The sequence below is a fragment of the uncultured Formosa sp. genome, from assembly GCF_947500765.1.
Classification (GTDB): domain Bacteria; phylum Bacteroidota; class Bacteroidia; order Flavobacteriales; family Flavobacteriaceae; genus Formosa.
This window is the reverse complement of the sequence record NZ_CANMTH010000008.1, coordinates 143375-165289: the sequence shown is the minus strand read 5'-3', so window position 1 is coordinate 165289 and position 21915 is coordinate 143375. Positions and strand designations below refer to the sequence as shown.

At 30.2% G+C, this 21915-nt stretch carries 19 protein-coding genes and 1 tRNA gene; 6 read left to right on the top strand and 14 right to left on the bottom strand.

The genetic code is table 11. The features are described 5' to 3' along the window. Positions 1-85 precede the first annotated feature (85 nt). On the top strand, positions 86-748 hold the full coding sequence (locus Q1B05_RS14440) for an HAD family phosphatase (RefSeq protein ID WP_299781660.1): 663 nt from the start codon (positions 86-88) through the stop codon (positions 746-748). Positions 749-750: 2 nt separating this feature from the next. On the opposite strand, the gene Q1B05_RS14435 is transcribed toward Q1B05_RS14440, so the two are convergent. After that, positions 751-1527: a GH25 family lysozyme gene (locus Q1B05_RS14435; RefSeq protein ID WP_299781659.1), complete on the bottom strand. Its 777-nt coding sequence runs from the start codon at positions 1525-1527 to the stop codon at positions 751-753. A gap of 427 nt (positions 1528-1954) precedes the next feature. On the opposite strand from Q1B05_RS14435, the gene Q1B05_RS14430 reads away from it, so the two are divergent. After that, positions 1955-4396, top strand: a complete 2442-nt coding sequence (locus Q1B05_RS14430) for an ATP-binding protein (RefSeq protein ID WP_299781658.1) — start codon at positions 1955-1957, stop codon at positions 4394-4396. Here Q1B05_RS14430 and Q1B05_RS14425 read toward each other — a convergent pair. The 5 genes from Q1B05_RS14425 to Q1B05_RS14405 form a co-directional block, all read right to left on the bottom strand. After that, positions 4386-5735 (bottom strand): sigma-54 dependent transcriptional regulator, encoded by a 1350-nt coding sequence (locus tag Q1B05_RS14425; RefSeq protein WP_299781657.1) that lies wholly within the window; start codon positions 5733-5735, stop codon positions 4386-4388. The genes Q1B05_RS14430 and Q1B05_RS14425 overlap by 11 nt on opposite strands. A 96-nt stretch (positions 5736-5831) precedes the next feature. Beyond that, the gene (locus tag Q1B05_RS14420) at positions 5832-6131 is read right to left on the bottom strand and encodes a hypothetical protein (protein WP_299781656.1); all 300 of its coding nucleotides are present in this window, start codon (positions 6129-6131) and stop codon (positions 5832-5834) included. Positions 6132-6192: 61 nt separating this feature from the next. Continuing rightward, positions 6193-6498: a hypothetical protein gene (locus tag Q1B05_RS14415; RefSeq protein WP_299781655.1), complete on the bottom strand. Its 306-nt coding sequence runs from the start codon at positions 6496-6498 to the stop codon at positions 6193-6195. Positions 6499-6642: 144 nt separating this feature from the next. Next, on the bottom strand, positions 6643-6945 hold the full coding sequence (locus Q1B05_RS14410) for a hypothetical protein (protein WP_299781654.1): 303 nt from the start codon (positions 6943-6945) through the stop codon (positions 6643-6645). Positions 6946-7261: 316 nt separating this feature from the next. Further along, complete coding sequence (locus tag Q1B05_RS14405) at positions 7262-7801, bottom strand: acyl-CoA thioesterase (RefSeq protein ID WP_299781653.1); 540 nt, start codon at positions 7799-7801, stop codon at positions 7262-7264. Between the two features lie 351 nt (positions 7802-8152). Here Q1B05_RS14405 and Q1B05_RS14400 point away from each other — a divergent pair, with 351 nt between their 5' ends. Next, positions 8153-9022, top strand: a complete 870-nt coding sequence (locus Q1B05_RS14400) for a DUF808 domain-containing protein (RefSeq protein WP_299781652.1) — start codon at positions 8153-8155, stop codon at positions 9020-9022. 63 nt (positions 9023-9085) lie between these two features. On the opposite strand, the gene Q1B05_RS14395 is transcribed toward Q1B05_RS14400, so the two are convergent. Beyond that, complete coding sequence (locus tag Q1B05_RS14395; protein ID WP_299781651.1) at positions 9086-11878, bottom strand: T9SS type B sorting domain-containing protein; 2793 nt, start codon at positions 11876-11878, stop codon at positions 9086-9088. Between the two features lie 348 nt (positions 11879-12226). Here Q1B05_RS14395 and Q1B05_RS14390 point away from each other — a divergent pair, with 348 nt between their 5' ends. Beyond that, the gene (locus Q1B05_RS14390) at positions 12227-13180 is read left to right on the top strand and encodes a 3',5'-cyclic-nucleotide phosphodiesterase (RefSeq protein WP_299781650.1); all 954 of its coding nucleotides are present in this window, start codon (positions 12227-12229) and stop codon (positions 13178-13180) included. 61 nt (positions 13181-13241) lie between these two features. Here the strand turns inward: Q1B05_RS14390 and Q1B05_RS14385 are convergent. The 5 genes from Q1B05_RS14385 to mscL form a co-directional block, all read right to left on the bottom strand. Then, positions 13242-13317, bottom strand: a tRNA-His gene (locus tag Q1B05_RS14385). Positions 13318-13394: 77 nt separating this feature from the next. Continuing rightward, on the bottom strand, positions 13395-14111 hold the full coding sequence (gene bshB1, locus Q1B05_RS14380) for a bacillithiol biosynthesis deacetylase BshB1 (protein WP_299781649.1): 717 nt from the start codon (positions 14109-14111) through the stop codon (positions 13395-13397). Between the two features lie 60 nt (positions 14112-14171). Further along, on the bottom strand, positions 14172-15323 hold the full coding sequence (locus Q1B05_RS14375; protein ID WP_299781648.1) for a PLP-dependent aspartate aminotransferase family protein: 1152 nt from the start codon (positions 15321-15323) through the stop codon (positions 14172-14174). Between the two features lie 3 nt (positions 15324-15326). Further along, positions 15327-15932 (bottom strand): glutathione peroxidase, encoded by a 606-nt coding sequence (locus tag Q1B05_RS14370; RefSeq protein WP_299781647.1) that lies wholly within the window; start codon positions 15930-15932, stop codon positions 15327-15329. Positions 15933-16203: 271 nt separating this feature from the next. Beyond that, entirely contained in the window at positions 16204-16653 is a 450-nt protein-coding gene (gene mscL / locus Q1B05_RS14365) for a large conductance mechanosensitive channel protein MscL (protein ID WP_299781646.1), read from the bottom strand. A 191-nt stretch (positions 16654-16844) separates the two neighbouring features. On the opposite strand from mscL, the gene Q1B05_RS14360 reads away from it, so the two are divergent. Together Q1B05_RS14360 and Q1B05_RS14355 are read left to right on the top strand one after the other, a co-directional pair. After that, positions 16845-17441 (top strand): transcriptional regulator, encoded by a 597-nt coding sequence (locus Q1B05_RS14360; RefSeq protein WP_299781645.1) that lies wholly within the window; start codon positions 16845-16847, stop codon positions 17439-17441. After that, on the top strand, positions 17438-18151 hold the full coding sequence (locus Q1B05_RS14355; protein WP_299781644.1) for a DUF3307 domain-containing protein: 714 nt from the start codon (positions 17438-17440) through the stop codon (positions 18149-18151). The genes Q1B05_RS14360 and Q1B05_RS14355 overlap by 4 nt, the downstream gene beginning before the upstream one ends. Positions 18152-18161: 10 nt before the next feature. On the opposite strand, the gene ccsA is transcribed toward Q1B05_RS14355, so the two are convergent. Both ccsA and Q1B05_RS14345 read right to left on the bottom strand, forming a co-directional pair. Continuing rightward, a complete protein-coding gene (gene ccsA / locus Q1B05_RS14350; RefSeq protein WP_299781643.1) occupies positions 18162-21353 on the bottom strand; it encodes a cytochrome c biogenesis protein CcsA in 3192 nt (1063 codons plus the stop codon). 112 nt (positions 21354-21465) lie between these two features. Next, a complete protein-coding gene (locus tag Q1B05_RS14345) occupies positions 21466-21867 on the bottom strand; it encodes a group III truncated hemoglobin (RefSeq protein ID WP_299781642.1) in 402 nt (133 codons plus the stop codon). Between the last annotated feature and the right edge of the window lie 48 nt (positions 21868-21915).

The following is a 21915-nucleotide window of genomic DNA, read 5'->3' as shown; positions in this document are numbered from 1 at the left end:
TTAGAATAATTAATTCAAACTATTTTTTTATCATTTCTTATCTACTTTGCTAAAATGCTTTTATATCTTAGCAAACAAAAATTTTATGTTAAAAGCAGTTTTATTCGATATGGATGGTGTTATTGTAAATACCGAACCATTACATTACAAAGCGTATTACGATATGTTTAAAGCTGTAAATATTGAAGTGCCTCTAGAACACTATCAACGTTACACTGGGCGCTCTACAATTAGTACATGTACTGGTATTTGTGAACATTTTGGATTAGAACAGGATCCTAAAGAATTAGTACAATTGAAACGTAAAGCCTTTCAAAAACTTTTTAAAGCAGATCCTGATTTAGATCTTCTTCCAGGAGTTTTAGATTTAATTAAAAATTATTACGAAAACGGAATAACCTTAGTATTGGCATCTTCTGCTTCTCAAATTACCATTCACGATGTCTTTACAAGATTTAATTTAGATCAATATTTTAAAGGTCGTATTTCAGGTGCAGATTTAAAAGCGTCTAAACCACATCCAGAAATTTTTCAACGTGCCGCAGAAATTGCAGGTTTTAAACCATCAGAATGTATGGTTATTGAAGATTCTACAAGTGGTATTAAAGCTTCTCATACTGCAGGTATTTATTGTGTGGCTTATAAAAGTCCGCATTCAAAAAATCAGAATTATGATTTAGCTAATAAATTAATTTCAGATTATAGCGAGATTACTTTTGATAAGATTAAATCTGAATTCGAAAATTAAAACTATTTAATTAATAATGCTTTTAAATCTGGATAGGTTCCCTTAAAAACATTTAGATCTATAAACCCATCCACGCCTTTAATTTCACCTTGTTCTGTAAATTGCCATATAATCCATGGTTGTGCAAAAGGCTCTGCATAATTCCCATAGTTTGCAATCCAAATAGGATATTTATCAAACTCAGGTGTATTTAAATGCTTACGATAAAAATGATCTCCTGTATAAATTATTGGCGTAACGCCATAGTAAAACTCGATATCGTCTAACCATTTTTTTATACCAAGTTTTAAATTTTCGACAGACTGAATAGTCGATAAATTTTCGATATCCAAAATTGGTGGTAAATCTCCAGGCCCTAAATTAACATGATCTTTAAATTGTTTAGACTGACTTAAAGAATGTTGATTTGGTCTGTAATAATGATAAGCACCACGAATAATTCGTTTACTTTTTATGGTTTCCCAACGAGAAATATATTCTTTATCTAAACCATCTACACCCATTGTGGCTCTCACAATTATAAAAGCTATAGGAATACTGTCGTTAATATAATTAACATGTTTCCAATCTATTGCACCTTGATAATGAGATAAATCTATCCCATATAAAGACCTTGGGTATCTTTTAAAAATAGATTCATTCTTTGTGTTTGCAGAAGTTACTTCCTGATTAAGTCTATGATATATTATACTTAAATCGATTCTAAAATAATATATAGCCAATAGAAATATACAGCTACACATAATAATTAAAAATAAAATTACTTTTTTAGAAACCATGAATACAAAGCTAATATATTAAAACAATTAAAAAAAAAAGACACACAGTATATACCGTGTGCCTTATTTGTATTACCGTTTAGTAATACCCCCTAATTAACTAATAGCTTTTACAAAAATAAACTATACTATTTTAATATACATGCGGTTTTACCGTAATTTTTTAACTACTTTCTTAATTAATTGATTATCAAAAGGTTTCTTTTAAAATAAATTGATAAAAATAATTACATGTTCTTAAATTGTTCTAAATATAGAAGTAAACGATAAGTTGTTTCTATTTATCAAAAAAAAATTGATATTACATTTTCTAATACCGCTTCAAAATTTTATGAAATATATTAAATCAAATATTTATTCATTAAAAATCACTTCAAAAACAGTTTGTTTACCTTATTATCCACATTCATTTTACTAATTTTACCACATGGAGATATCGAACAGAAAAATCACTTTAAAAGTAATTATTGGTTATATTATTTTAGCCATTGTTGCTGTAACGACTACACTTTTAGTTTTTTCGGAAATAAAGAATTTCCTGAATTTAAAACGTGATGATGTTAGTGATAGAAATAAAGTAATCACAGTTGGACGATTAATTGCAGACATTTATGAAAATGAAAGTTTTGCAAGAGCAGCAATACAAAGTGGATCTCAGAATCAGTTTGACTTATATATATTAAAAAACGAAAATTTAAATAATGATATTGACAGTTTAAAAGTAAAATTAGATAACACGCATCAAGTCCAACTATTAGATAGTGTTAAACAATTAATAGCGATTAAGTTTGAAAACATTAAAGCATTAAGACGTATAAAAGAAGATGATATCTCTGAAAAATCTATAGAAAACGCTTTAAAAAAAATAAATACTATTGAAAGTTCTGTTGGCCGTTTAACTATTGCTGATTTTGCCGAAAACCCAGAATCTTTAACACCTGAGTACAGAAAATCTATAGAAGAGTATATTAGTATTTTAAACAAATATCGTCCTAAAGAGAAAGATAATAACACTAGGGAAAAGACCTTAGATTCTATTATTATTGCGGCAAGAGATATGCTTAAGCAAGTTAAAAAAGATGCTTTAGCACAAAAAAACAATTTATCTAACAGAGAAAATTCACTCTTAAAAAATGATTTAAATGTCTCTCACAGTTTAAGAGAATTACTCTTTAATTTAGAACACGAAATTTTAGAGTATTCCAAAAAAATAAACGAAGAACGTGATTCTGCATTAAATAGAAGTACTAAAATTTTAAGTTTTTCTACCATTATAGGTACACTTTTAATTATACTATTTTCTTTTATAATTTTAAACGATTTCTGGAAAAGTCAGAAATATAGAAAAGAGTTAGAGAAGGCAAACGCCTATACATCTTCCCTACTTCAAAGTCGTGAACAATTAATTTCTATGGTCAGTCACGATTTAAGAACACCTCTAAGCACAATTACAGGTTATAGCGATTTACTAGCAAAAATAACAACTAACACGAAGTCTAAACACTACATCGATCGTATTTCTAAAGCCTCTAAATACATGAAAAATCTAGTAGATGATTTATTAGAATTTTCGAAATTAGAACGCGGAAAAATTACGATAGAAAATATTCCTTTTCTATTAAATCCGATTATTGATGAAGTTATTACTAGTGTAAAATCTGTCTATCCAGATAAAGATATTAAACTAAAAGTTAAGGACACAACCAACATTGAAAAATCGATTTTAGGAGACCCTTTTAGAATTCGTCAAATACTTTATAACTTAGTTGGAAATGCTTATAAATTTACTGAATTTGGCGAAATTACTATTGAAACTAAAACCTTTAAAAACATTGATAGAAAACCAATATTGCAAATTCAGGTAACAGATACAGGTATTGGAATTCCAATTGAAAAACAGTCTATCATTTTTGAGGAATTCACACAAATTGAAGGAGAAAATGAAATAAAACATGACGGTTTTGGACTTGGTTTAACCATTTCTAAAAAACTATCTAATCTTCTTGGTGGCGAATTATCTTTTGTAAGCGAATCACAAAAAGGAAGTACTTTTACATTAACCTTACCTATAGTATATAGTGTAAAACCTATTGCTAAACTAAAACCAAAGAAAAAGCACTTAACAAGCCATTTAGATATAATCATAATTGACGACGATGCTTCTTTAAGACAATTATTAACCGATATTCTTGAAGATCAGAACTTAAATGTAACTGCTTTTGAAACTGCTAAAAAAGCATTAAAAGCAATGAAAACCATGCATTACGATTTGGTGATTACAGATATACAATTACCTAAAATGAATGGATTTCACTTCATGGAAACCTTAAAAGCATCTGATTTTTATAAAAATCAACCTATAATAGCATCTACAGGAAGAAAAGATCTAAAAGGAGATGTATATAAAGAAAGTGGATTTGCCGATATTATTTTTAAACCTTTTGGTGCTAACGATTTGATTAATACTCTGAGTAAGTGGTTACCAAATGCAAACTTAAAATCTAACACACAAACTACAGCACCAAAAACACAGAGCTTTAAACATTTTAATTTAGCTCCAATTAGTTCTTTTTTAAACGACGATATCGAATCATTAAAAGATACGCTACAATTGTTTTTAAATGAAACAGAAATAAATCTAAAAACACTAGAAACAGGAATTAACACAAAAGACTTAGATGTAATTCATGCAACAAGCCATAAAATGCTGACTATGTTTAAGCAATTAGAAATTAAAAAGGTAATTCCTCATTTAACGTATTTCGATAAATTAAAAGATAGTAATGACGCAAACATCTCTTCTACATTCAAAATACTAAAAGAAGAAGCACATTTAACTATTATAGAAATGGAGCAATTTATAGACTAATATTGTATTCCTTTATTTTATTGTATAATGTTTTTCTAGTAACACTTAACAATTTAGCAGCATGTGTTTTATTGTTATTAGCCTGTTCTAAAGCACGAATAATTAAATCTTTTTCGTTGTCTTTGGTTGAAAAACTTTTAGTTTGAAGTGGTAAATCGCTTACCGTAGAATCTTGAGTTAATTCTGTAGGCAATACTTTTTTTTGTATAAAATCGCCTGAAGTTAATAGTGTTGCGCGTTTTATTACATTTCCAAATTCTCTTAAATTCCCTGGCCAAGAATAATTATGAAATACTTTTAAAACATCGTCTGAGAAACCTATTATATTTTTATTTAATGTCTCGTTTGCTTTACTTAAAAAGTAGTCGGCAAAAATAATAAGATCGTCTTTACGTTCGTTTAAATTAGGAATTTTAATAGTAAATTCATTCAATCTGTGATATAAATCTTCTCGAAATTGCCCCTTTTCAACAGCTTTTAATAAATCTTCGTTAGTCGCCGTTATTAATCTTATATCTACTTCAATTTCCTCACTACTTCCTATAGGTTTAATTCTACGTTCTTGAAGTGCTCGAAGCAATTGTATTTGGTTTTCGTAAGATAAATTTCCGACTTCATCTAAAAATAAAGTTCCATGATTTGCCGATTCAAAATGACCTTTTTTATCGTTAATAGCTCCTGTAAATGATCCTTTTTTATGCCCGAAAAATTCGCTCGCAGCTATTTCATTAGGGATCGCTCCACAATCTACAGCAACAAATGGTTTATTTTTTCTTAAACTTAATTTATGAATAAATTTTGCAACAACTTCTTTTCCCGTGCCACTTTCTCCTGTTATTAATACAGACATGTCTGTTGGTCCAACTAATTGTATGTACTCGTTTAATTTTTTTGATGTTGAACTAATTCCGGTAACAAAATCAGAATTAATTTTGGTTTCTTTCTTTTCTACTTTTTTAGTCGTTATCGCCGTTTGATTAGATGAGTTTAAAGCATTACTAATTACATGTAAAACTTCATCTTGATTAAATGGTTTCGAGATGTAATCTATAGCACCTTGTTTCATCGCTTTAACAGCTGTAGACACCTCTGCGTAACCAGTCATTAAAATTACGGGCGTTTTCTCTTTATTCTTTTTTACAATTTCTAATAAGGTTAATCCATCACCATCAGGCAATCTTAAATCTGTAAAAATTAAATCAAAATCGTCTTTTAAGATTGTCGCTTTTGCATCTTCAAAACCGTAACTTATAGATACCTTATAGTTGTGTTTTTCTAAAAAGCGTTTAAGCATATTAGAAAAAGCAACATCATCTTCTATTAAAAGGATTGATTTCATGTAGGAATAAATGGTCTAAGAAATTAAGTTATAAAATTACACAAAAAAAGAGGGTGTTAAAATAAAACACCCTCTTTTATAAACATGAATTCAAAATTATTTATTAATCCAAATTCCTGTTTCTGTCACATAAACAGTCTTTAATACTCCTTCTTCCTTAAGTATTAACTTATATTCCTTAACGTCATTTATATACGCTTTAGAAATTGCTGCACTTTTAAAATCTTTTGCAACAGCTTCTGTTATTGCTGTAGGTAAAATAGCGATATCTATTTCTTTAAATTCATCTTGTAGAGATTTTATAATTCGTTTTTCACTATTCTCAAATCGGGTTGCCGTTGAATAAATCGAGACACTACCTAATACAAATACTAATGTTATAATTATCTTTTTCATAATTTCATTTTCATTTTTCATGTAAAACAAATAGTTCAAAATAAGGGTTAGTTGGTTTTAACTATTTAGTAATCCATTGTCCGGTTTCATCTGCATAAACAGTTGCCATTGCTCCTTCTTTAGTAAGTATTAATTTATATGTCTTTGCTTCGTTTACATAAGCTTTAGCTATAGTTGCTCCTGGATAATCGTTAGAAACAGCTTCTGTAATTGCTATTGGCAATGCCGTTACTTCTATTTGTGTATATTCATCTTGCAAAGCAAATTTACCATCTTCAAATGTTACTTTTACGGGAGCTGCTGCATAAAAAGTCATACTAGTTAATACTATTCCAAAAATTGCGGCTGATAAAAATAAATGTTTCATAATTTTCGATTTAATTGATTTATATTCTGGTTACTCTGTTATTTTTTTGTGTAAAAAAAATTAAATTAATCTATGTGTCTTAGATCTATAAAAGCATTATAAATTCAATGCTCTTAAATTATACATTTAACTACCATTATTAATTTATTTACTAATCCAATGCCCATCTTCATCTGTGTAAACCACTTGTGTTTCATTATTTACACGTAGTTCTAACTTGTATTCTTTTAATTCGTTTTTATGAGCTTTACCAATTTTATCTTCACCATAGTTTTTCAAAACAGCATCTATAATAGCTGTTGGTAAATTTTCGATTTCTATGGGAGTAAAATCTTCTTGAAACACAATATCCATAATTCCATCGTGAAAAAAGGTAGTCTGAAAAGCTGACGCGAAAGATGAAACGCTTCCTAATGTTAATGCCGATGCTATTGCTATATTCTTCATGTTGTGTGTAATTAAAGTGATTTGATATATAATATGAAATAAACATGCCATGCATAATAAATATATGAGCAAACTTCAACAACGCACTGAATACAAGCCTTTAAATGATATATTATATTTTTACAATAATTTTTAGTGTATATTCAGGTGTGTAAAACAAAATATAGCCGTAAAAAATTTACACACTTTTTACACAGCCTAGTAAACAGTATGTGCTAAAAAGAAGCTTATTCTTCTTTTTAGTTAAAATTTAGGCACAAAAAAAGCAGCTAACTCAAATAAGTTAACTGCTTGTATATTATTTCAAATTGTACGTCTACAATTCTATTTTCACATTATGTAATTTTACTTCTTCAATATATTCATCCATTTTAAAATCTGCCTGACTAAAATTCTCACTTCGTTTTCTGGCTTGTTTTTGTCGTTTTATACTTCTAGCAAAACGTCTAATACTATCTTCTGTATCTAAAATTAACCCCGGTACTTCTACACTATTATGTTCTTTATCTTTTGCAACCATTGTAAAATAAGACGAATTACAGTGTTTAATTACTCCCGTATGTATATTTTCCGACTCTACACGTAAACCAACAACCATAGATGTTCTTCCTGTATAATTAATAGATGCCTTTAAAGTCACTAATTCTCCTACTGCAATTGCATTTAGAAAGTCTACTTTATTAACAGATGCTGTTACCGAATAATGGCCAGAATGTTTAGAAGCACATGCAAATGCAATTTGATCCATCAGATTTAAAATAAATCCACCATGAATATTACCTCTAAAATTGGAATGAGAAGGTAACATTAATTGTGTCATGGTTATTTGTGATTCTTCTATATGCTTAAATATCATAATTTTTAAAGAGTTGTATTATAACTAATAAATGTAATTATTTTTAATTTAACCTAAAACTTTTATCACGAATACTATTAAATTAACAACTATATTACTTAACCACATACAATAACACGCTACAAAAGCAAAAAATAAACATAATATGAAATTAAAAATAATATTACACCATAAAATTATTACCCGTAAAATGACATACAGAGCTTAAAACTTTAAATTAATCACATTTATTTTCAATTGAGACCTACTGTAAAATATAAACATATTATTTTAGCAGCTGTTTAAATCGATTTTTTTGATTTTTCAGAATTATTTAAACGTAATATTTCAACCAATTTAAAACACACTTTAATGGCATCAGGTTTTTTTGCATTATTAGACGATATCGCAGTACTTATGGACGATGTTGCAACTATGGGAAAGTTAGCGACTAAAAAAACCGCTGGAATTTTAGGTGATGATTTAGCTGTAAATGCAGAAAAAGCTTCTGGATTTGTATCCTCTAGAGAAATTCCTGTTTTATGGGCTATTACTAAAGGATCTCTAAAAAACAAAGTAATTATTCTACCTTTTGCTTTTTTATTAAGTGCTTTTCTACCAATATCTATTCCCATAATTCTAACTTTAGGTGGATTGTATCTTGCTTATGAAGGCGCCGAAAAAATTTACGAATACTTTGTTCCGCATGAACATCACGCAGAAGCTCGAATAGAAGTAAGTACAGAAGCAGAGATACTGAAATTGGAGAAAGAAAAAGTAAAAGCAGCTATTGTTACTGATTTTATTCTTTCTGTAGAAATTGTAATTATTGCTTTAGGTACAGTTGTCAATCATCCATTAACAACCCAAATTATTGTCGTTTCTGTAGTGGCACTTTTAGCTACTGTAGGGGTTTACGGTATTGTTGCGCTTATTGTACGTATGGACGATTTTGGATTAAAACTTATCAATTTAAACGAAGAAGATAATAGTTTTTCAGATAAAGTTGGTCGTCTTTTAGTTAACGCACTGCCATGGGTTATTAAAAGTCTTGGATTTATTGGTACAATTGCTCTATTACTTGTTTCTGGAGGAATATTTATGCACAACATACCTTATTTACACGATTTATTTCATGCCTTACCAAGTATTGTTTCTGAATTAATTTTAGGAATTGTAATCGGATTTATTGTTTTACTTATCGTTAATTTAATAAAAAAAATAATACCAAAAAAGGCTTAAGCTACCGTTCTATTTCTGAAACAATTATATACTTAATGCATCACAATTGTTTCAGATTCTTATTTATCTTTTCAGAGTAAAATGGCCAGAATATACCCTACCATCGGGCAATGCAAAACGATACCAATAATCGTCTGTACTCATTTTTTGACCATTAGCTGTACCGTCCCATCCCTTAGAACTTAACGGATCGAAAACTTTTAAAAGCTTACCATATCTATCAAAAATATAAACATCTACAGGATCTGTAAAAGCAGAAGGATCAATACCTAATACATTCCAATAATCATGTATTCCATCTCCATTAGGTGTGAAAAATTTTGGTAATCCAAACACATAGAACGTTTGTTCTATAACATTACACCTAAAATAATCTCTTACATAGAGTGTATGTACTCCTGTACTTAAATTTCTAAATGTATTGTCGCTTTGAAATCCATTTAAATAATCTACAGAAAATTCATAATCAGAACTTGCATTAGCTAAACTTACAGTTAAATTATCATCATCTATATCTAAATTATTAATTATAGGTGCCGGATACACAACCACACTAACCTTAACAGTTGTATCACAATTCAATTTTTCATCGTAAATGGTAACAAAATAATCTCCTGCTGCATATACTTCTAACTCATCATTCTTACTTTGTGCTTCATTTTTTATAGTCCCAACACCATCCCAACTATAAGTATAAGAATCAATATTATAAGCAGAATCTCCTATACCTGAATCTATTATTATAGGAAATTCTGACGGACATACATTATAAATACGATCTTCTATAATTGGAAATGAATTGACCTTTAAATTCACTTCACCTACATCGTAACAAGCATCACTACTCTCTGCTTTTACATAAATTGTAGTATCTGCAGACTGTAAATTAGATGATAAAGGGTTAACTCCGTTTTGAGCATCTTCCCTACTTGAATAAAATGAAATTGCCACAGAGTTTGGCAAATTTCCAGCAATTCTAACCTGATTTTTATAATCATCCGACAAATCAAAATTTGCAATTCCAGGAATATCTGTTGCACACGAATTAAGAGCAAACTGCCCAATAGGAATAGGATCTTTAGTTGTTAATTTCACTTTAACAATCTGGTAGCAGTTAGAATTATTAGCATACACTTTAGCATACACAATTTGATTCTTAACCGTATTATAAAAAACGTCATTAATACTATTTACATTCGTGGTATCGGTATTTGCTTCTGCTTCTGTTTTATAATAATAAACTTGAACTAGATCTGTAGTAAAAACAGTATTAGCACTACTTTGGTTTGTTAAACTATAAAAGGTTAAGCCATCGTTAGCATCTTCATCAAAGGCATCGCAAGCAATAAACTCGTATTGATCTTCTAAAGTTGGAAGACTCGCAATATTAATGGTTTTCTTATAGTTTTGAACTTCGTTATTAATGGTTAATTCCATTACAATATCATAATCACCAGGCACAGCGTAAAAATGAGTTGTACTTGTTGTAGATGTTGTTCCATCACCAAAATCCCACGACATTGTAAAATCCGAATCTTCTTCTGCTGGATCAGGCAGTATAGTAAAATTTGCATTAAAACCAGAACCAGAACATTCGTATGTATAATTAAATCTATATTTAAATATAGACTGTATAAAGGGTGGTAAGCCTAACTTAACAAGTCCGTGATCTATCTTTATTTTAGCATGTTGATAATCACTATCAGTACCAAGAACATTAGGTTTTTTTATATAAGACAAGGTCTTTACTCCTGAAGCACCAGTATATCCTGCACGATAAATCCGTCCGTCTATAGCCAATTGTAAAGCCCCTGCATAATAATTTGATTTGTGAATCAATACCTCTGAAGCAGGAATATTATCACTAAACAAATCATATTGATATAAATACCCCTCTACAAACCGATCATCTGTATTATAATTACCTATCGTGGCATACAGCAATTTAGAATTGGGTGAAAACTCTAAACCATAAGGATAAAGTCCATCTTTTAATAATATTTCGTTTGTAACTGCTCCTGTAATATTATCGAAGTCGTACAAAAACACTTTTCCGCTTCTTTTAGTTCCTGTTCTTGGACTTCCTAATGCTGTAGAACTATGTGCTATAGCTATAGTTTTTCCGTTAGGAGACACTTTTAAATACCCAATTGCTGATATATTTATACTATCTGAAGTAATTCTTGGAGGAATCTCTGTTGAAACTGTTGATATTACAGGGTTTTCATTTACTCCCAATTCGTCAATTAAAAAAGAATAAAAGGTGTTTCCTAAATGTGTGATTACCCAAATTGAAATTTCGTCATCGTGGGTAACTGCAGTAATTTTTTCAGAAGATTTAAAATAACGTTCTGCATCATCATTAACATCGTATGTAATTAGTGGATTGTTTTTAGACACCACATCTCCATAACCACTATTTAAAGTCATATCGACTTCGCTATAGTTTGCTCCATTAATAAAACCATCATCCAATCCATCATTAGATTTCCCAGGCTCATCGATAGTAAATACATAATATCTATTAATGGTACCTGGTTTTGGAATGATTAAAGCAGACATTGTACTCGATTTATTTCCAAATAAGTTATTACCATTTGGCATGGCTCTATTTCGCTTATCCCAAATGGTTACACCATCTGTATAGAACATTAAATTACCTTGTTGGTCGGAAATTGTTGCGCTTCCTTCGTGAGTAAACAACGCACTATTTCCAAGAGAAACGGGCTCTCCGCTTTTAAAACTTAATGCTGCTGTTTCTCCGAAGTACCAATTTGCAGATTCATTCTGTGCATGCACATGTAAAACCGTTAGTATAGCCGCAAAAAATAAGATACATTTAAATATAAAATTCAATTTCCAATCTATTTATTAATGAATAATATTCATAAATATAGAACATATTTATTGAATTGTTTTTTTTTACGAAAACACATATTATTAAAAATAAAATTTTACGAAATAAGGTTATAAATACTTTAAAAAACAGGCTAAATTAGAACAAAAACATATTTAAAATCACTTATTATTATTAAATTGATTTTAATATCATTTCAAGTAAACAAAATGCAGATTGATTAACCATATGAATTAACAACATTACTAAACGTTAATATATTCTGTTTTTTAAAACAAAAGCAACTCTTTATTAATATGAAGCCTTTAAATTTGTGGTTTCATGATTATTAAAAAAATGTATAAAAAATGAAATCTACTATATCTTTTTTGATTTGTATTCTATGGGTTACAACAACACTTTTTGCACAACAAAAAGCAGCCTTTCAATTGATTCCGCTTGGTGTGAAAGGGGGTATAGACGAAACAAACTTATCTGCTTATTTGGTGGCTCCTACAGGAACTAACGACTTTATATCTTTAGATGCAGGAACTCTGCATTACGGAATAGAAAAAGCTATTGAAAACAAAGCCTTTAACATATCTGCAAAACAAGTACTACGAGAATACATAAAAGGTTATTTTATATCTCATGCGCATTTAGATCATGTCTCTGGCTTGATTATTAATTCTCCTGCAGATTCATCAAAAACAGTTTATGCAACTAAAAAATGTATGACAATGATGCAAGACCATTATTTTAATGGAGAAACATGGGCTAATTTTGGTGATGAAGGTCCTGGATTTCAAATTAAACGCTATCATTTTCAGACTTTAAATCACCAACAAGAAATTCCAGTTACAAATACAGATATGTTTGTAACTGCATTTCCTCTAAGCCATGTAAGTCCGTTTGAAAGCACTGCTTTTTTAGTCCGTTATCACGAAGATTATCTACTTTATTTAGGAGACACAGGACCTGATGCTATTGAAAACAGTAACGATTTAAAGCAGCTATGGACTGTTGTTTCTCCGTTAATTAAAACAAAAAAATTACGCGCCATGTTTATAGAAGTTTCCTTCCCTAATGAACAAGCCAATACTGCTTTGTACGGGCATTTAACACCAAATTGGTTTTATAAAGAATTAAAAAACTTACAAAAATTAACAGGAAAAAACGCTTTACACGGATTTAAAACCATAATAACACACCAAAAGCCACCTGTAGAAAACATGGTAAAAATTAAAACGCAATTACATGACCAAAACGATTTAGGTTTAGATTTAATTTTCCCTGAACAAGGTGTTAAGTTAGAATTATAAAAGCACGAAACTTATATCCACAAAAAAAGCCTTTCGAAAAATCGAAAGGCTTTTACTTTTTGGGTGGAAGACCGGATTCGAACCGGCGACCCTTGGTACCACAAACCAATGCTCTAACCAACTGAGCTACAACCACCATGTAACTGCATTTTTGTAATGCGTGTGCAAATTTAAACGAAATTACAGATATACCAAATTATTTTAAAAAAAATTTTCATTTTAATTTAAATAAATTTTCGACCGCAACATAACGCTCTGAAGTAAAGCCCTCTGCTGATTCTACTCCAATTATGCGTCCTAAATCTTTTGCACGATATTTTACACTATCAGTAAAATTCTTACTTGAAATAGGTGTTTCTGGTTCTTTACTCTCTGGATCAAAAAATTGTGTTTTATAAGCTAAAACAGCTTCTTCTTTAATATCCATATATCCGGTAACATCTACAACAAAATCAGGCTCTATATGTTTCCACTGTATATAATGGTAAACATGTTTTGGTCTCCATTGTATTTGTAACTCTCCTCCTACTTCAGTTTCAATTTTCTTTAATCCGCTTAAAAAACAAGCATCACTAACCAATTTACTTCCTTTTCCATGATCTATATGTCTATCATCAATAGCATTACAAAGCACGATTTCTGGTTGATATTTACGAATTATTTTTATAATTTCTAATTGATGCTTTTTATCATTTGTAAAAAACCCATCTGCGAAGCCTAAATTTTCTCGTACTGAAACGCCTAAAATTTTTGCAGCATCTTTAGCTTCTGCATCTCGTGTTTCTGCTGTTCCTCGGGTTCCTAACTCTCCTCTGGTTAAATCGATAATCCCAACAGTTTTTCCGTTGGCAATTTCTTTTGCAACTGTTGCTCCACATCCTAATTCAACATCGTCTGGATGTGCTCCTATTGCAAGTATATCTAATTTCATTTGTTTTACTTTAATTGCATTCTAGAATGCTCTATTTTATAATTAAACTTCTACTTTAACTTATTTTTTAACCGCTTTTATAGCTTGTTCAATATCTTTAATTAAATCTTTTTTAGATTCTATTCCTACAGAAAAACGAATAAGTCCGTTGGTTACTCCAATACTATCGCGTTCCTCTTGAGTTAATAAGGCGTGTGACGTTAAATAAGGTGACAACATTGTACTTTCTACACCCGCTAAACTCATTGCTGGTTTTATTAGTTTCAACTCTTTTTGAAACTTTAATGCATCTAATTCATCATTTAATTCAAATGATAACATACCTCCAAAACCTCTCATTTGAGATTTTGCTAAACGGTATTGAGGATGACTCTTTAAACCTGGATAATACACGTTTTTAATATCTGAATGTGCATTTAAAAACTTAGCCAATTTCTTCGCATTTTTATTCTGTGCTTCTACACGTAATACTAATGTTTTCATGCTACGCTCTAACATCCAAACCATGAAATCGCTTAAGTTTCCACCTAAATTTTTCCCAACATTCCAAATGGTATCCATATGTTCTTTAGAACACGCTACGGCTCCAGCTAAAATATCGCTATGTCCGCCAAGGTATTTTGTTGCAGAATGCACAACAATATCGATTCCAAAATCTATTGGATTCTGGTTTACAGGACTCGCAAACGTATTGTCTATAATAGATAATATGCCTTTCTGTTTTGCTAAATCTGATACCCCTTTTATATCTGTAATTGTTAATAACGGATTTGAAGGTGTTTCTATATAAATAACTTTAGTATTATCTTGTATTGCAGATTCAAAATCAGATATTTCGTAACCATCTGTAAAGGTAAATTCTATACCATATTTAGGAAATTCTTCTCTTATAAAATTACTTGTTCCGCCATATAATGTGTTTTGAACTACAATATGATCGCCTACTTTTAAAAAGGCCAATAGCGTAGTACTAATTGCAGCCATTCCCGAACCAAAAACCATACCTGCCTCGGCATGTTCTATTGCTGCTATTTTTTTAGATAAACTTTCCTGATTTGGTGTATTAAAATAACGTGGATAACGTTTAACATCAACATCATCAAACTGATATGACGTTGACATATAAATTGGAGATACAGCACCTTTAAACTGTTCGTCCTTTACTTCTCCTACATGTACACACGTGGTTTCTAATCCTATTTTTTTTGTCATCTTTTAACTTTTTATCCAAGAAATTATTGATTGGTCGTTTGGTAATGTTTTAGGCGATATTACGCGAACAACATATCCATTTTCATCTATTAAATACTTTTGAAAATTCCATTCTACTTCTGAATCTTCAAATCCGTTTCTGCTTTTCTGAGTTAAAAATTTATAAACATCATCCATGTCATTGCCTTTAACCGAAATTTTATTCATCATAGGGAATGTTACTCCATAATTTAACTCACAAAAAGCTGCAATTTCTGTGTTTGTTCCTGGTTCTTGACTTTTAAAGTTATTTGCAGGAAAACCAACAATTGTAAAACCAATATCTTTATAAGACTCGTAAATCTCTTGTAATTGTTCATATTGAGGTGTCAATCCACATTTACTAGCGGTATTTACCACCATAATTTTTTTTCCTTTTAAAGTTGAAAAATCAAATGGTTTTCCATATAAATCTTCAACTTTAAATTGATAAATAGTTTCTTTTTTCATCGGATTTTTTTCAATCGTTGATATTTGCAATGCGTTACTCGCTGTAACTGGCTTTTCTTTTATTTTTTGTTTGCAACTAAAAAGTACTATTGCAACTAGTAATAGCATGGTTGTTTTCATAAGCTAAAGGTATAAATTATACATTTACTAAAAATTAATGTATTCTTAAAAATTATACAATATTTATAATTAGATAATTAAAATTTTGTATTCCTAAATAAAAAAATACCTGAATTCAGGTATTCCATATGTTACATGTTAATCTTAAATTTGTAATATATTACTAAGACTATGTAACCTTTTTAAAAATTAAGGTTTTTTCATATAAAAATGCTATTAATTAACTGTTAATTACAAAAACTATCATAATACAAGTTATTATGGTAGTTTTTTATCTCTTAACTTTTGTTTTTAATAAAGTATTTTGCTCTTCTAACAGTTCTGTAATCCCTGATAATAACTGAATATCTTTAGGTGTTTCTACTCTTTTATCTTTGGGATCTTCGGACCTATTTCTTAGTCTGTTCATGAATTTTACGACAATGAACACTGTAAATCCTATAATCAAAAAATCTAAAAGTGCTTCTATTAAAGCTCCATATCCTACTGCTATTTGTGGCTGTAAAACAGATCCAGATGCATCGTTAACAGCCTTCCTTAATACCCAGACTTTATCTTGGAAATGAATACCATCAGACAATAATGATAATGGCGGCATAAACACTTGCTTTACCATAACATCGATAACCTTATTAAAAGATGCCCCTATAATAATACCCACTGCCATATCTATCATGTTTCCTTTTACAGCAAACTCTTTAAATTCTTGAAGTAATTTCATACATTCTTTTTTAACAAATATATTTTTTATCTCTTGCTTCTCAAAATGATTCTTAACTTCTTATTATTATCTAATTCAATTATAAAATACAATATTAGCTTTTAAGATTATATTTTTAAATATTAGTTTTTAAGCTAATAATTTTGAACTTAATAAAATTTAAAATATATTTGATACAAAGCAAAATACACATGACGAGTATTCTTACAGGAGATATTATTAATTCTAGGACACATGATGCAAAGGATTGGTTAAATCTTTTAAAAGCAGAACTTAACCTTTATGGAAAAAGTCCTAAACAATGGGAAATATATAGAGGAGATAGTTTTCAGGTAGAAATCGAGCCCAAACACGCCTTAAAAGCTGCTATTTTAATAAAAGCAAGCTTGAAGCAATTCAAAACTATGGACGTAAGAATAGCTATTGGTTTAGGAGATAAAAATTATGATGCTAATAATATAACAGAAGCTAATGGAAGTGCATTCATTAACTCTGGAGAATGTTTTGAGCAACTCAAAAAAACAAATTTAGCATTAAAATCAAATCGACCAGAATTTGATGCTCCACTAAATATCATGCTAGAGTTAGCCTTATTAACTATGAATACATGGACTCCTACTACAGCTTCTCTTGTAAAATTAGCATTAACACATCCCGAATCTAATCAAAAAGAATTAGCAGAACTTACCCAAAGTACACAAGGAAATATTAGCCAAGGATTAAAACGTGCAGGTTACGACGAAATCCTAAAAATGATTCAATTCTACTCTAAAAACGTAAACCTATGATTGCGCTATTTATAAAATTATTACTTGCTCACTTAATTGGAGATTTTCTATTACAACCTACAAAATGGGTAAAACACAAAGAAAAACACACACTAAAATCTAAATATTTGTATGCACATATTGCAGTACATCTTATGGCTTTATTAGTGGTGCTTCAATTTAATTTTAAATATATATGGGGTATTTTATTAATTACAATATCACACTTCCTTTTCGATACAATTAAACTATACCTAAACATTAAAGTAAACTCGCGTTGGTTATTTAGTTTAGATCAATTAGCGCATCTTGTTATACTCATTCTAACCGTACGTATTTACGAGCCTTTTCCTATATTAATAGCTTATTTTTACGATACACACTTACTACTCGTTTTATGTTGTATCATTTTTGTAACCGTTGTTGCTTCAATTATAATGAAGGTTATTATATCTAAATGGTCTTTAGAAGATACAAATAAAGCTTCGCTTAAAGATGCTGGTGCTTATATTGGAATGTTAGAACGTTTGTTTGTATTCGTATTTATAGTTATGAATTATTGGGAAGGAATTGGTTTTTTAATCACTGCAAAATCTGTATTTCGTTTCGGTGATTTATCAAAAGCAAAAGACCGAAAATTAACAGAATACGTTTTAATTGGTACCCTATTAAGTTTCGGTCTTGCTGTAAGTTGCGGATTAATTTTTAAATTAATACTTCCGCTTATTTAAAAATAATTATTTACTTTTTTTTGTAAAACTTAGCGTATTTCACATAGGCAAATCCTGCTATTACAGCAATGATTCCTAATGTAATGAAAATGAATTTAACACTTACAATTTGATCTCCACTAGCATACGAATGTAATCCTGCTAAGTAGAAGTTTACTCCAAAATACGTCATCATAATACTAGAAAATGCTAGAATTGATGCTAAATTGAATCCGAATCGACCTCTTAATCCAGGCACTAAACGCATATGAATTACAAATGCATATACCATAATACTAATTAAAGCCCAAGTTTCTTTTGGATCCCATCCCCAATAACGTCCCCAACTTTCGTTAGCCCACATTCCTCCAAGGAAGTTTCCTATAGTTAACATTACTAAACCTACGGTTAACGCCATTTCATTAATTATAGTCAGCTCTTTAATGTTAATCAGCATTTTCTCTTTATTCTCTTTATTTGTAAAAATCATAAGGAAAAGCACTGTTAATCCTAAAATCATACCTAAAGTAAACGGCCCGTAACTGGCTACAATAACAGCGACGTGAATCATTAACCAATAGCTATCTAATACAGGCTGCAGGTTTGCAATGGCAGGATCCATCCAGTTCCAATGTGCAACCATTAAAATCATAGACGTTACAAATGCTGTTGCCGCTATGGTTAAATCACTTTTTCTACCGAATAACAATCCAAATAACATGGTTGCCCAAGCTACATATATCATCGATTCATAAGCATCACTCCAAGGTGCATGTCCAGAAATATACCAACGTGCAATTAAACCTATAGTATGTAATAAAAACAAGGCTACAATTATCCATTTAAACACAGACACACTAATATCTACAGGTTTGCTTTTACTTTTAAATATCTGAATAATTAGCACAATAAACATTAATGTTCCAGCATACATATACCAGCTAAATAATCCTTTAAAAATATCGTAATGGTTATATAAAATTTCAGTTTTTATTTTTTTATCTGAAAGCATTACACTAGCTCCATATTGTTGCTGTGTTTTATGAAATGCTTCTAAAAGCTTATCGGCATCTGTAAAATCGCCAGTTTGTTTCGCTTGATTTAGCGTCATTAAATAAGCTGAAAATCCACTTTTTATAAAGTTTGCGTATAAAGAATCTTCAACTTTAATGGTTCCATTTTTATATTCAATAGAAGAAATCCATTTATTATTTTCATCGTTTGGAACAGGAAAAATACGTAACGAACGCCCTTCAATAGTGTTATATAATAAATTTACACGCTGATCTGTTTCTTTAAATTCTTTTTGAAATCCGTTAGGAATTGGCGCTTTATAAGCTTCTTCTAAATATGGACCTAATTTATAGGCACCACGATCTGTAAAGAAATCGGCTAAGGTTGCAAATTCCTGCTCCTTTGGAATACCTATTAAAGATCGAATAGAATCTGCTTTCTGATATTTTAAATACACAATCGGTACATTGTACCATAACAACGGACTTTCTTGCATTGATAGAAACACTTGATCGGCATCTAAATCTGCATATGTATCTGCTTTTGTAAGCTTACGTAACAACTCTGATGCATACGTATTCACTGGCATCATACGTCCGCTTAAATCTTGAATCACCATATGCCCAAATTTATCGGCATGTGCTTCAGGGGCTTTATTTGCGACTAAAATAGAATCTATTTGAGCCTTAGTTGGCTTGTTATTATGTGCATGACCATCGTTTTCTGAATGTCCTTGAGCAAAGCCATTAAAAGCTAAACACACTAATAAAACTGATAAAATTTTAGCTTTCTTAGCTTTTACTTGGTCTAATTTTTTACGTAAATCTCCAAAACGTGTACCTTTTGCTACTAAAGTCGCTAAAAGTCCGAAATACAATAAGAAGTAACCAATATATGTAAATAACGTTCCGTAATAATCGTGATTCACAGAAAGAATAGTTCCTTTTTCATCTGGATCGAAACCAGATTGGAAAAAGCGATATCCGCGGTGATCTAAAATATGATTCATAAAAATTTTATAATCGAAGTCGCCTTCTTGCTCATCTATAACAGTAACCTTACTAGAAAATGCAGAAAAGCTTTTTTCTGTTCCTGGATAGCGCTCGGCTTCAAAATCGTTTAGTTTTACACTAAAAGGAAGCTCCAAAACTTTAGAACCATATTTAAATGCAAAATCTAACCCGCCAATTTTTACTTGTTTAAAATTGCTATTTGTTCCTTTTCCTCCTAATAAGCCAACACGTTTGGTTTCACCATTTGTAGTTACTTTGAGTACGATTCCATCTTCATCATTTTTAAGGAATTCTGCTTTCTTCACTAAATCAAATTTTCCTTTAACTACAGGTTTTGGAAATACAAATTGCATATTAGCAATAACATAACCCGAACGCAAAATTAAAGGTTGCAAACTATCTTTTACTAGTTTACCACTCTGCATGGTAGCCATGGTTGTATATTCACCTTCAAATGGTGAATTAATAAAAATTCCATCATCATTAGATGTAATATTAATGGCTCCAGGGGTTTCTTTATTTAAAGCAATTAAAACGTTGTGAATGCTTTGAACTTCTCCTACTTTTAAAAAGTGATTATGTGGTTTGCCTTCGCTAGCTTCAACAATTTTTAAATACTCTTCGCCAGATTCATCAGGAATAATATCTTCTTCTGCTCCGCTAATAAACGATTCTAATTCTATACTTATAGGTTGTTGATCGTATTTTGTTTTAATACTGAATTCATTATCTAAACGTGGAGAAAAATCAACTTCTTGCTCTAAAGGTAAACGTTGTGGTACACCATCAATCATATAATCACCATCAATAAAAGCTGTGATATATGTTTTTTGTGTTAGAAACGTATTTTCGGTTGCACCTTCACGAATTGCCATCATCCCTTCAAAACCAATATATCTAGTAATAAAAGCACCAATTAGAATAAAAATAAAGGATAAATGAAGTATTAGTGAGGCCCATTTTTCTTTTTTGTAAAGTTGGTAACGTTTTATATTCCCAACAAAATTTATAACGAAAACAACCATAATGGCTGTAAACCACCATGTATTATAAATTAGAGTTCTGGAATATGGAGTTGGAGACGTATCCTGCCCCGCATCCATAAATGTACCAATAGCCATCGCTGCGGCAAAAGCAATAAATAATACAGAAGTTAGACGGGTAGAAAAAAGAATTTTGGCAAGTTTATTTTGCATAATGGTTTCTCTAAATTTTAAGTGGGCAAATTTAGCTTATTTTGTTCAGTTGGCTGTTACGTATAAATCTAAAGTCTGTTAAAATTAACCTAATTTTAAGACAAGAAGAAGATTAGCCTTTGTTTTGTCTTGCCTGAAAGATATTTAAGTATAAAAATGTTCCCATTTTCCGAGCCCTTTGTTTTGCATTATTAGCAATTTCGCCTTCAAAAAGTTCGTCTACCGTTTGAACCCAAAAATTTAACCAAATTCCAAAATGCTTTTCAGAAATACGATTATCGGTTTTTTCATCTACATTAACATGAACCTCTATCGGATTCCCATAATATTTAGTTTTTAAAAACAGACTCGATTCCCAAAACGTAGTTAAATGGTCTAAATGTGCTGGCCAATCTGTAATTATAGTATTAAAAAACGGACCTAAAACATCGTCGGTTTTAATTTTATCATAAAACGTAGAAACCAATTTAAACACATCTGCTCTATCTTTAATATCTAATTTTGTAACATCCATTTTTCTTTAATTGTTTAGTTTATGTAATGCATTACAAATATAGTTCTC